The following is an 11,958-nucleotide window of genomic DNA, read 5'->3' as shown; positions in this document are numbered from 1 at the left end:
ATCGATCTCGTGGTGCGTCTCGTGGTCCTCCACGATTGCGCGGGCGCACCCGGCCCAGAAGTCTGGAACAAGCCCATCGGGCACTGACGGCACGGGGGCCACCGGCATGCGGACTTGGGAGTAACGGTTGCGCAGCTCACCACCGACCACTGACGCAGACGGGTCGCACCGGGCCACCGGGCGCATCCCCGTGGTGGTCCAGGCACCGGACCCGATCTCCCGGGCCGGAGTACGCAGTCTGCTGGGGCAGCAGCCGGTGATCGATCTTCTCGACGAGGTGGAGGCCGGTCCCGGCACGGTGGCCGTCATGGTGAGCGAGACGCCGGACGAGAGCACCCTCTCGCTGTTGCGCAAGCTGGTACGCGGCGACGGCGCGAGTGCCGTCCTCGTGGTGGGCGCGATCCGTGAGGCCGAGCTCCTCAATGTCATCGAGTGCGGAGTAGGGGCGATCGTCTGGCGCCACGAGGCCGGTGCGGACCGGCTGGTCCAGGCCGTGCTCGCCGCTTCTCGGGGCGACGGTGATCTGCCGGCGGATCTCCTGGGACGCCTCATCACTCAGGTGGGTTCACTCCAGCGCACCGCCGCCGGCCAGGCCGGTGTCCCGCTCACCGGCCTGGTACCACGTGAGGTCGATGTCCTGAGGCTGGTGGCCGAGGGAATGGACACCGGGGAGATAGCGGGCAAGCTGTCCTACTCCGAACGCACGGTCAAGAACGTCATCCACGGGCTGACCACCCGGCTGCAGCTGCGCAACCGCGCACACGCCGTGGCCTATGCCCTCCGCGAAGGCTACCTCTGATCGAACGGACCTTCGCACAGGGGCCGTTCGGGCAACTCCGTCGACGGACAGACGCAGGCGGACCCCGTCGCGCCCGCGCCGACACACCAACTCGCGCCCTGAACATGTCACTCCTTGGCCGCGTGCTTCCGGTTCTGTCCGAACTGGGAGGATGAGTCCTGCGGCGACGCCGCGGCCTTACCGTAGAGGCGAGGCACCGACCCGAGGAGAAGCACCAACCGTGCACGACGCACCCATCTACGCCCAACTGGTATCCGAGCGCGGCGACATACCGCTCCAGGTCCGCACCGAGGCGCGCAGGCTCCAGCGCGAACTGGACTGGATCGTCAACGCCGATCCCGCATCGGGGGGTCTTCTCCCCAGACCCCCCGCCGCCTCCGTCCCGAACTCCCGTGCTCTTCCCCCGGGGTCGGGATCCACCGGCTGGCTCGCCTGACGCAGCGTCAACTGCGGAGCGCGGTCCCGTGTTCGCGCGGTCGCACCGAAACCGCCCTAACGGGCGTCACCGGGGCCGTCCTCCCGCTCCCCCTCGCCGGTGTCCTTCCCCGACGTACCCGAGTACCCCTGCAGTTCCGGTAGCCCCTTGACCTTCTCGGCGCCGCCGTCGGCGTTCTGGCCGTTCAGGTTCTGGCGGACGGAGTCCAGGATCGTCAGGCCCTGGGCGACCAGGCCCGCGGCGATCTCACCAAGGCCGTCCGCGCCGTTGAGGACATTGACGTTGGCGCCTGCGAGGCCGCCCGCGGCCTCCTTCACGATGAGCGGGAGCTGGTCGATCAGCATCCGGTCGAGGGCGACGCGGTCGTACGACGCGGCGGCCGCGGCCTGGATCTTCATGCGCTCCGCCTCCGCGATGGCGAGCACCCGGATCCGCTCGGCCTCGGCCTCGGCGGGCTTCACGATCTCGGCCACCAGCTGCTGCTGCCGCAACTTGGCGGCGCGCTGGGCCAGTTCGGTCTGGGCGGCGAGCACTTCCTGCTGCGCGTGGGCCTGCGCGAGCGGTCCGGCCTGCGCGGCCTGCGCCTGCGCGCGGTCCACCTCGGCCGAGTACTCCGCGCGCACGATCGCGGTCTGCCGGGCGTACTCGGCCTGGTTGCGCGCGGCGACCTGTTCCGCCTCCACCGAGGCCTGGGTGGCCTGGGCCTGGGCTATCTGCGCCTGCCGCTGGATGGCGGCCTTGTGCGGAGCGGACATGGCCTCGATATAGCCGGTGTCGCCGTCGTCGATCGACTGGATCTGCAGCGAGTCCACGATCAGGCCGATCTTCGCCATCTCGATCTTCGAGGTGTCCAGAACCTCCGCGGCGAGCTTCTGCCGCTCGGTGACGATCTCCTCGACCGTCATCGAGCCGATGATGGAGCGCAGGTGCCCGGCGAAGATCCGGCCGGTCAGCACCGACATCTGTTCCTGGTCGGAGAGGAAGCGCTGCCCCGCGTTGATGATGCTCTCCGTGTCGTTGCCGACCTTGAAGGCGATGACGGCACGGACGTGCAGCGAGATGCCCTGCCGGGTGACACAGGTCTCGGTGACTTCGGCCTCGCACATCGACAGCGTGAGGAAGCGGGTCTTGCGGAAGACCGGGAGCACGAACTTGCCATGCCCCGTCACCACGCGGAAGGGCGCGCCGCCCAGTCCCCGCCTGCCTCCCGAGATCAGCATCGCCTCATCGGGAGCGGGAACGCGGTAACCAAACATGCTTCTCCTCCTCAGCCGGCGTCGGCGTGGCCGTCGCCCAGCACATCCAGCGGATCGGCCCACTTGATGACGTCGACCTCACGACAGCCCCGGGACTCGATCACGAGCACCGTTGCGCCCGTGGGCAGGGGCTCCTGGGACCAGGCGAGAAAGGTCTCGGAGCCGCCTCTGACGCGCACCAGGATCTCGCCGGGGCCGGCGGTTCCGCGCGTGCCGATGATCAGCTCCCCCGTGCAGCCGATCACGGCCTCATCCTGCACCACCGCCGGAATCCCCCCATCAATAGGGTTGTGCTATCGACTGTAGTCCTACTGGTCCTGCTTGGGCAGTTTGACCCCGCTCGATCGGCAGGGTGCGCGGCAGGTCCGGGGGGTTCCAGGGTCCGCACGCCGGTCTCCGGGCCGTGGGCGAAGGAGGCGGGCGTCTTCTCCGGGCGCAGTCCGAGCCCGGAGCGGTGTGCCTGGATGCAGGTCGAAGGCCCTGGGCTTGGGCCGGTGCTGCTCGCTCGTGTCGGCAGGGGCCGCGAGGACGCCCGCGGTGCAGGCCAAGGCGGCGGTGCCGGCGACGGCGGAGGTACGCCATCCGATACCCGGTGGGCCATTCCTCTCGGTCCGTTCACGCGTCCGCGCCGAGTCCGGCCCACAGTGTGGAGCGAGGTGGCCGCGCCGGGGAGGGCCCGAGGTGGTGGCGGGGCGGAGTCCGGCTCAAATCCGGCCGGTCGGGCACCACGCACCCCCTCGGACACCCCCCGGCGTCGGTGCTCAGCTCTTGGTGAACTTGTAGGTCATGCTGTCGGTCAGGACGCAGAAGCCGGGCGAGATGACGATGACGCGCAGGGTACCGGTGCGCCGGTCGTAGTCGATGCCCTCCGCCTCGAAGGTGCCCGTGCAGCCGCTGCGCAGCGGGAGTTGACGCAGGGCCGTGACGTGACCCGTCACATTGGCGCTGCCCGGCTCGGCGGACAGGTCGATCTGGAGCAGCGGCTTGGTGTAGCCGAAGAGCGTGCCCGCCGGGTCGTCGGACGAGCAGAGCAACTGCGTCGAGGTGACGAAGTCGCAGCCCTGTACGTCACGTACGGCGTGGTCCAGGGTGATGGTGGAAGCCAGCGGGAGGTCTGCCGAGGGCGAGGTGCTCGGGTTCACTCCCGGGGTCGGGAAGACCAGGAATCTGGTCATGGTGCCGTACTCGCCGTTGACCATCCACGAGCCGCTCGGTGAGATGGCGACCCAGGAGTTGTTCAGCGCTTCCCAGGAGTTCAGCGTGTGGACGTACTCCGACCACGCGCCGCCGCCCGGCGCCTGCACCCGGAACATCTTGGCGGTGCCGCCGTCGGCCTGGTACGGCTCGATGTAGTAGCCGTTGGAGGAGGCGTCCGGGTCGCCGACGTGGTTCCAGCCGCGGGCGTAGACGTCGATGGGAATGGTGCCGACCCCGGTGTAGCGGTTCGGGCTTCCGGCCGGCACCTCGACCGAGGTCAGGCCCTGGCTCTCGGCCAGCGGGTCGGCGCGGTCCGAGCCCACCTCGGTCCAGGTGTCCGCCGCGGCGGCGGGCGCGGTGGCGGAGACGGTGAGGACACCGGCCGTGGCGAGCGTGACGAGACCGGCCAAAGCTGCCTGACAACGTTGCCTGACGAGCATGCGCATGTGTCTACTCCTCGGTGGGGGGCGCTGGTTCGGCGCACAGTCTGGCCTGGAAACACGGACATGTACAAACCAATGCAGGGAACGCCAGGCGTCAACTCGGCATCCAGGACAGGACAGTTACACCTGTGCGACCACGCCGAGTTCCGTACGGGCACGGGAGGCGGCCCCGATCGCGACGGCCCCGCCACCGAGCCCGGCCTGCACGACCCGGATCGGATGCCCGCTGACGGGCGGCTCGGCGGCGAGTGCGGCCCGTATCGATGGCTGGAGCAGATCCCATGCCCCGCTGACACCGCCACCGATCACGACCGTCGTGATGTCGGCCAGGCCCGCTGTGATCAGGATCGCGCGTGCCACTCCCGCGCCCGCCGCCTCGTACACGGCGATCGCGTCGGGGTCACCGTCGACTGCCGCCTCCGCGACACCTCGTGCGGTGAGAAGCCGTCCGGTCCGCTCGCCGTACCTCGCCCGGATCGCGCGGCCCGAGGCGAGTGTCTCCAGGTGCCCGCGGCCGCCGCAGGTGCAGGGAAGGTCTCCGAAACCCGGGACGTGGCCCACCTCGCCCGCCGCTCCGTGCGGGCCGTCGAGCAGTTCGCCATTCAGCCACAGCGCACCGCCGACGCCCGTGCCGAGCGTCATCCCGAGCACGTACGGTTCGCCCCTGACCACGCCCTTGGCCACCTCGCCGCGGAGGAAGGCGTTCACGTCGTTGTCGAGAAAAGCGGGCACGCCGAGCGCCTCCTCCACGGTCGCCGTCACCGCGAAGCCGGCCCAGGAGTTGAAGGAGTCGCTCGCCACGAGGATGCGCCCGGCGCGGCTGTCCACGACGCCGGCCGCGCCGATGCCGATCCCGAGCAGCCGTGCGGGCACCCGGGCCCGCAGGACGCCGAGTGCATCGAGCGCGGCGCGGACCATCGCCTGCCCGCCCTCGCTCGCCGGTGTCGGCACCTCCATGGAGTCGACCACGTCGAGGTCGGCCGTACAGAGCAGGACCTGTGTGGTCGTGCCGCCGATGTCGACACCGGCGAACACCTCGGGCGCCGGGCGGACTTCGGATGTGCTCACGCCTTCACCCCCTGGACGGCCTGCCGTTCCTCGCGCCGTCGGCGTTGCAGGACCGGGTCGGGCACGGGCACGGCGGCGATGAGTCGGCGCGTGTAGTCCGTCCTCGGGTGCAGGAGCGTGGTCGCGGTACTGCCCTCCTCCTCGATGCGCCCGGCACGCATGACGACGACATGCTGAGCGAACTGCTGTACGACGGCGAGGTCGTGGGACACGAACAGACAGGCGAAGCCCAGCTCGTCCTGGAGCTCGGCGATCACTTCCAGTACCGACTGCTGCACGCTCACGTCGAGCGCGCTCGTCGGCTCGTCGGCGACCAGCAGCCGCGGCTCAAGGACCAGAGCGCGGGCGAGACTCACCCGCTGACGCTGGCCGCCCGACAGCTCGCGCGGGCCGCGCTGCGCCAAGTCCCTCGGCAGCCGGACGAGTTCGAGCACCTCGCCGACCCGGGCCCGGCGCTCCGCCGATGACATCCCGCGGCGGTGGACACGCAACGGCTCGGCGACGCACTCCCCCACGCTCATCCGGGCGTCGAGGGAGGCCACCGGGTCCTGGAGGACCACACCGACGCCGGAGAGCAGGGCGCGGCGGGCCCGTCCCCGGGTCCGGCCGAGGTCGGCGCCGAAGAGCGCGACCGAACCGGACGACGGCGACAGTAGGCCGAGGGCGACACGGGCCGCGGTCGACTTGCCCGAGCCGGACTCGCCGACGAGGCCGACGGTCTCGCCGGGCCGGACCGTGAGCGAGACGTCGCTCAGCGCCCGTACGGCCCGCGGCCCACGCCCGAACCGCACCGACACCTCCCGCAGATCCACCACTGGATCGGCGGAGGGCCGGCCGTCGACGGGGCTGTCCCGCACCGCCCCCGGCAGATCCACCACCGGGCCGTCGGAGAGCCGACCGTGGACGGGCCCGTCCCGCACCGCTCCGGGCCCAGCGACCTCGGCAACCTCGGCAACCGTCAACCGTGGCACCGCCTTCAGCAGCCGCTGGGTGTACTCGTGCGTGGGTCGCAGCAGCACCTCCTGCACCGGACCCGTCTCCACGACCTCTCCCTGGAGCATCACGGCGACGCGGTCCGCAAAGTCCGCCACGACCCCCATGTTGTGGGTGACCAGCAGAACCCCCGTGCCGGAGTCGGCGGCCAGTGCGCGCAGCAGGTCGAGGATCTCGGCCTGCACGGTGACGTCGAGCGCGGTGGTGGGCTCGTCCGCGATGAGCAAACTCGGCGCGTTCGCGATCGCCATGGCGATGACCACGCGCTGCCGCTGTCCGCCGGAGAGCTGGAAGGGGAACGCGGACGCCCTCGTCTCCGGGTCCGGGATGCCGACGCGGCGCAGGAGTTCGACCGCTTCCCGGGCCGCGTCCTTGGAAGTGACGTGCCGGTGGTTACGTACGACTTCGGCTATCTGCGCGCCGATCCGGGTCAGCGGATCGAGTGCGGTCGCCGGCTCCTGGAACACCATCGACGCCGTACGGCCCCGGAGGCCGATGAGGTCGGCCTCGGCGGCGGCGATGACGTCGGTCCCGTCGACCAGGGCACGGCCGGTGGCGCGGGCGCTGCCCGGCAGCAGCCCCATCGCGGCGAGCGCGACCGTCGACTTGCCGGAGCCGGACTCGCCGACGAGGGCGAGCGTTTCACCCGGGCGCACGTGCAGCGACACATCACGCACGGCGGGCACGGCGCCCGTCTCGGTCGAGAACGTGACGCCCAGGTTCTCGATCCGCAGGATGTCGGCGGTCATCCGCGCCCCCGTACGTCGAAGGCGTCGCGCAGGCCGTCGCCGATGGCGTTGAACGCGCAGACGACGACGATGATGGCGAGGCCGGGCGGCACGATGAGCCACCAGCGGCCGGAGTAGGCGGCGGTGAGACCGGCCGACAGCATGCCGCCCCAGTCGGTGGCCGGTGGCTGGACTCCCAGGCCCAGATAGGAGACGTAGGCGACGAGCAGGATGGCGTCGGCGACCTGGAACGTCGCCGCCACCACGATCGTCGAGACCGAGTTCGGCAGGATGTGGCGGGCGATCGCCCGGCCGTGCGTGCCGCCGATCGCGCGGAGTGTCAGCACGTAGTCGCGGCCCTTGAGGGTGAGTGTCTCGGCCCGGATGAGGCGTGAGGGCACGAGCCAGGACACCAGTCCGAGGATGAGGACGAGGCCCCAGGTGTCCGGGGTGGTGATGGCGGAGACGACGAGGAGGATGAAGAGCGCCGGGATGGCGATTCCGGCGTCGACGACGCGCATCATGACCGCGTCGATCCAGCCTCCCGCGTATCCCGCGACCGCTCCCCAGAGTGTGCCGATGACGGTCGCGAGGACGCCGGCCGCGAGGCCGACGAGGAGGGACACCTTGCCGCCGAACATGAGCCGTCCGAGCTCGTCGTGTCCGACGGCGTCGGTGCCGAGCAGGTGCGCGCCGCTCGGCGCGAGATTCACCTGGGTCAGGTCCGTGTGGGTCTGGTCGGTCGAATAGATCCACGGGCCGACGAAGCAGAAGAGCAGGAAGAGGACGACGACGGCCAGTCCGGCCACCGCGAGCCTGTTCCGCGTGAACCGGCGTACGGAGAGGCTGTAGCCGGCGGCGGTCTCCACGGTCAGTACGGCACTCATGTCCGGCCCGCCTTCACTCGGGGATCGACGATCCGCTGGACGATGTCGGCGAGCAGGGTGCCGATGACGGTCGCGACGGAGATGACCAGGACGCAGCCGAGCAGGACCGGATAGTCGGAGGACTGCGCGGCGCTCCAGAACAGCAGCCCCATTCCTGGGTAGTTGAAGAGTTGCTCGACCACGAGCGCACCGCCGAAGAGCACCGGGATGTAGTAGCCGAGCATCGCGATGACGGGCGTGAGCGAGTTGCGGAACACGTGCCGCCACAGGATGGCGCGCGGGCGTGCGCCACCGGCCCGCGCGGTACGTACGTAGTCCTCGGAGAGGTTCTCCAGGGTCGCGGCGCGCATGTACCGGCTGAACACGGCGACCATGGAGGCGGCTCCCGCGACGACCGGCAGGACGAGTGCGTTCGGCTGTGCGAGCACCTGCCCGAGTGTGTCGCCCTGGGGCGCCTGCGAGGGGAACCAGGGCAGGAGTTGGGTGAACACGAGGACCAGCACGAGGCCGAGGAAGTAGACCGGCGTCGCGTACGCGACGAAGCTCAGCGTCGTGATGACGTAGTCCGCAGGCTTGTTGCGCCGCACCGCCTGCCACATGCCGAGCGGGATCGCGAGCGCGAGCCCGACCAGCGCGGACAGCACGGTGAGGACGAGGGTCTTGGGGAGGCGCTGCTCGATGAGCCGCGACACGGCCTCGTTCAGGGTGTACGAGGTGCCGAGGTCGCCGTGCAGAAGGGTGCGCAGGTAGTAGACGTACTGCACGGGAAGTGAACGGTCCAGGCCCTGCTCGTGGTTGAACTGCGCGATCTGCTGGGCCGTGGCCTGCGGGCCGAGGATCCCGCGTGCGGGACCCCCGGGCAGCGCGTGCAGGAGGCAGAAGACCACCACCGTCACGATGAGGATCACCGCGAGGGACTGGAGGACGCGCCGGGTCAGATAGAGGAGCGTGTCCATGCGGTCAGCTGTTCCACTTCCACTGGGCCGGGTGGAAGTTGGCGAGCGAGTCCTGCGAGAAGCCGCCGAGGCCTTCCTTGACGACCGAGATCTGGTAGTCGGGCTCCGGCAGCCAGATGACCGGCAGGTCCTTCGCGACGGCCGCGCTGTAGTCCTGCACCGCCTGCGGGTCGTTCGACGTCGTGGACGCGGAGATGAGCTGGTCGACCTCCGGGTTGGAGTAGTTGCCGAAGTTCGAGCCGCCCTTGGTCTGGAAGAGCGAGTCACCGGTGGGGAAGGCGTTGAAGTACCAGCTTCCCGCGGTGCCGAAGAACGAGAGCTGCCACTTGCAGATCGACTCGCTCGCCGTGCACGGCGGGGTCTGGGACAGCACCGAGTTCACGGGCGCGGTCTTGATGGTGAACTTGATCCCGGTCTTCTCCAGCGAGGACTGGATCGCGCTCATCATGTTGTCGGTGACCGCCGAGCCGGACTGCGACAGCACCTCCATCTGGAACTTGGTGCCCTTGGCGACCCCCGCGCCGCACTGCGCGGCACCGCTGCCGGCGTCCGTGCAGACCATGACGCCGTCCTGCTCGGTCCAACCGTGGCTGGTTAGCAGTGACTTGGCGGCCGAGGTCGAGAACGGGTACGGGTTGTTCTTCTGCGTCGGCGAGAGGAAGTCCGAGGACTGGCCCTGCGGGATCGGGCCGTAGCCCGCGACGGCGGTCCCGTTGAAGATGACCTTCGCCAGGCTGTCCTGGTCGATCGACTTCTGGACCGCCTGGCGGGCGTACAACTGCTTGAACACGGCGCCCATGGAAGGGTTGTTGAAGTTGTACGGCATATAGGTGATCGCCCAGCCGGACCACGGCTTCACCGAGTAGCCCTGCGCGGTGAAGCTGTCCTTCTGGTCGAGGTCGGTCGCCTCGATGTAGCCGTAGTCGACGCTCCCGGAGCGCAGCGCGTTCTTCTCTGCGTCGGCCGTGGTGAACGGAAGCAGGTTCACGGTCGCGATGCCGGGCTTCTCACCGCCGTCGTACTTCTTGTTGGCGGCGAGCACGACCTTGCCGGAGGTCGAGAAGGACTTGACCGAGTACGGGCCGCTGATGGTCTTCCACAGCGAGTCCTTCGCGTACCCGGAGATGTTCTTCGCCGCGTTGTTGAGGTACGTCCACACCTGCTTGGCGCCCGCGGCCGTCCGGTCGGCGTCCGACACCGCGGCCGTGGCGCTCGTCCTGTCCCAGGCGTGTTGCGGGAGCGGGTGGATGTCGGTCAGCTCGTTGGCGAGCATCCACTGCGAGTTGTAGGCCTTGTCGAACGTGATGGTGAAGTGACGGTCGTCGACCGTCTTGAGCGAGGTCCAGTTGTCCGGCGCCTTGCCGGGGTTGTAGCCCGCCCACTCCTCCTTGTTCGCCTTGATGAGGTTGAACCAGAACTCGACGTCACGTGAGGTGATCGGCTTGCCGTCGCTCCAGGTGCGGTCGCCCAGCGTGATGTCGACGCTCTTGCCGTCGCTCGCGAAGTCGGCCGCGGTGGCTATCGACGCGTTCTTGTTCCAGGCGACCTTGCCGGTGGAGCCGTCGTACGCGACCAGGCGCTCCCACAGGCTGTCGGAGATGGAGCTGTTGTTGGTGTTGAGGTGGGCCGCGGTGCCGATCGGCAGGATCCAGTTCGGGGTGAAGTTCGCGGGCAGCGCGTAGTTGATGGAGTCGGGGGACGCGGACGAGGTGCCGCCCGTCCCTGAGCATCCGGCGAGCAGCAGTGCGCCCGCCGTGACGACGGCACCGGCGACAAGTGTCGTGCGAGCAGGGGACATGGCTCTCCTCAGGATCCGCAGGGGGAACAACGGCGGGTGGCGGGAGCCAGTCAACGGCCCGACTGGTCGAAGAAACAGACGCGTTCCTGTAAAAAGCCTGTTTCTGCTGTTCTGAAAAAAGTGGAAGCACCGCTTCTGGACGTACTCTCATCGCCTCGGACCCCACGTCGGAGGTTATTTCGCCCATGACTGAAAAAACCCATGCCTGACAAGGGCGGGACGCACCGCAGGGGCGTCACCGGTGTCTCGTCGCTGGCCGAGCGTGTCCTCGAACTGCTCGCCTCCGGACAGGCGAGCACCCGCACCGAGCTCGCCGAACTGCTCGGCGCCGCGCCGTCGACGATCTCGCTCACGGTCGGCCAGCTCGTCGCCCTCGGGCTCGTCGCGGAGGAGGGCACGCGTTCCTCGACCGGAGGCCGCCCGCGCAAGGTGCTGCGCCTCGGCGGCAGCGAGGGGTTCGCGATCGCCGCCGAGCTCGGCGGCAGACATGCTCACGTCGGCGTCGTACTCCCCGGTGGCGGGATCACCGATGTCTCGACCGTGCCGTTCCCGACGGCTGACGGGCCCGAGGCCGCGCTTCCCGGGCTCGCCGAGACACTGGAGTCCCTCGCGGAGCAGCACGGCCGGCACCTGCTCAGAGGTGTCGGCCTCTGCTTGCCGGGGCCGGTCGACGTGGCCTCCGGCGTGGTGACACTGCCGTCCCGCATGCCCGGCTGGAACCGGTTTCCCGTCCGGGCCTGGCTTCAGGACCGCTTCGGCGTGCCGGCCGCGATCGAGAACGACGCCAACTGCATGGCCGTCGGCGAGCACAGCGTCCGGCCCGCCGGACGACGGCAGTCGATCATGGTGAAGACGGGCTCCGCGATCGGGGCGGGCGTCATCGTCGACGGGCGGCTGTACCGGGGCGGGTCCGGCGCCGCGGGCGAGATCACCCACGTACGGGTCGAGGCGGGACACGCCATCCCCTGCTCCTGCGGCAACACCGGCTGTCTGGAGACCGTCGCCTCGGGCGCGGCGCTGGTCCGGATCCTGCACGAGAAGGGACTCGACGTCACGTCGATCGAGGACGTGGTCCGTCTCGCGTCCGACGCCCACCCGGAGGCGACCCGCGCCGTCCGCCAGGCCGGCCGCTACCTCGGCATGGTGCTGGCCGCGAACGTCAACTTCTTCAACCCCGACGCCGTGTACCTCGGGGGCATCGTCTCCACCCTCGAACCGTTCGTCGCCGCCGTACGCAGTCAGCTGTACGAGGGCTGCCATCCGCTGGTGACCAAGCATCTGGTGATCGAGCGGGCGAGCCTCGGGGCCGATGCCGGGCTCGTCGGCGCCGGGCAGTTCGCGCTCCAGCACGCCCTGGCGCACGCGCTCCAGGCCGTGACCACCACCTGACCCACCGG

11 protein-coding genes are annotated in these 11,958 nt (G+C 69.8%); 3 read left to right on the top strand and 8 right to left on the bottom strand.

Translation table 11 applies throughout. The features are described from left to right. Window positions 1–127 precede the first annotated feature (127 nt). Window positions 128–799: a LuxR C-terminal-related transcriptional regulator gene (locus tag ACFWP7_RS20235; protein WP_384382912.1), complete on the top strand. Its 672-nt coding sequence runs from the start codon at window positions 128–130 to the stop codon at window positions 797–799. 220 nt (window positions 800–1,019) lie between these two features. Beyond that, window positions 1,020–1,235: a hypothetical protein gene (locus ACFWP7_RS20230; protein WP_384382911.1), complete on the top strand. Its 216-nt coding sequence runs from the start codon at window positions 1,020–1,022 to the stop codon at window positions 1,233–1,235. A 56-nt stretch (window positions 1,236–1,291) separates the two neighbouring features. Here ACFWP7_RS20230 and ACFWP7_RS20225 read toward each other — a convergent pair whose 3' ends face one another. From ACFWP7_RS20225 to ACFWP7_RS20190, 8 genes are all read right to left on the bottom strand, one after another. Next, window positions 1,292–2,491, bottom strand: a complete 1,200-nt coding sequence (locus tag ACFWP7_RS20225) for an SPFH domain-containing protein (protein WP_384382910.1) — start codon at window positions 2,489–2,491, stop codon at window positions 1,292–1,294. A gap of 11 nt (window positions 2,492–2,502) precedes the next feature. Further along, window positions 2,503–2,754 (bottom strand): hypothetical protein, encoded by a 252-nt coding sequence (locus tag ACFWP7_RS20220; protein WP_384382909.1) that lies wholly within the window; start codon window positions 2,752–2,754, stop codon window positions 2,503–2,505. A 498-nt stretch (window positions 2,755–3,252) separates the two neighbouring features. Next, window positions 3,253–4,134 (bottom strand): hypothetical protein, encoded by an 882-nt coding sequence (locus ACFWP7_RS20215; RefSeq protein WP_384382908.1) that lies wholly within the window; start codon window positions 4,132–4,134, stop codon window positions 3,253–3,255. Between the two features lie 117 nt (window positions 4,135–4,251). Then, window positions 4,252–5,166 carry an ROK family protein gene (locus ACFWP7_RS20210; protein ID WP_384382990.1) on the bottom strand — a complete coding sequence of 305 codons (915 nt, stop codon included), beginning with the start codon at window positions 5,164–5,166 and terminating at the stop codon, window positions 4,252–4,254. A gap of 29 nt (window positions 5,167–5,195) precedes the next feature. Beyond that, the gene (locus ACFWP7_RS20205) at window positions 5,196–6,941 is read right to left on the bottom strand and encodes a dipeptide ABC transporter ATP-binding protein (RefSeq protein WP_384382907.1); all 1,746 of its coding nucleotides are present in this window, start codon (window positions 6,939–6,941) and stop codon (window positions 5,196–5,198) included. Then, a complete protein-coding gene (locus ACFWP7_RS20200) occupies window positions 6,938–7,807 on the bottom strand; it encodes an ABC transporter permease (protein WP_384382906.1) in 870 nt (289 codons plus the stop codon). The genes ACFWP7_RS20205 and ACFWP7_RS20200 overlap by 4 nt, the downstream gene beginning before the upstream one ends. Then, entirely contained in the window at window positions 7,804–8,763 is a 960-nt protein-coding gene (locus tag ACFWP7_RS20195) for an ABC transporter permease (RefSeq protein WP_384382905.1), read from the bottom strand. The genes ACFWP7_RS20200 and ACFWP7_RS20195 overlap by 4 nt, the downstream gene beginning before the upstream one ends. A 4-nt stretch (window positions 8,764–8,767) precedes the next feature. Then, on the bottom strand, window positions 8,768–10,561 hold the full coding sequence (locus ACFWP7_RS20190; RefSeq protein ID WP_384382904.1) for a peptide ABC transporter substrate-binding protein: 1,794 nt from the start codon (window positions 10,559–10,561) through the stop codon (window positions 8,768–8,770). A gap of 201 nt (window positions 10,562–10,762) precedes the next feature. Here ACFWP7_RS20190 and ACFWP7_RS20185 point away from each other — a divergent pair, with 201 nt between their 5' ends. Further along, complete coding sequence (locus ACFWP7_RS20185) at window positions 10,763–11,950, top strand: ROK family protein (protein WP_384382903.1); 1,188 nt, start codon at window positions 10,763–10,765, stop codon at window positions 11,948–11,950. The last annotated feature ends 8 nt before the right edge of the window (window positions 11,951–11,958 follow it).

Source organism: Streptomyces sp. NPDC058470 (assembly GCF_042721055.1).
In the GTDB taxonomy this organism is placed as follows: domain Bacteria; phylum Actinomycetota; class Actinomycetes; order Streptomycetales; family Streptomycetaceae; genus Streptomyces.
This window is presented reverse-complemented; position numbering and strand designations above follow the sequence as displayed.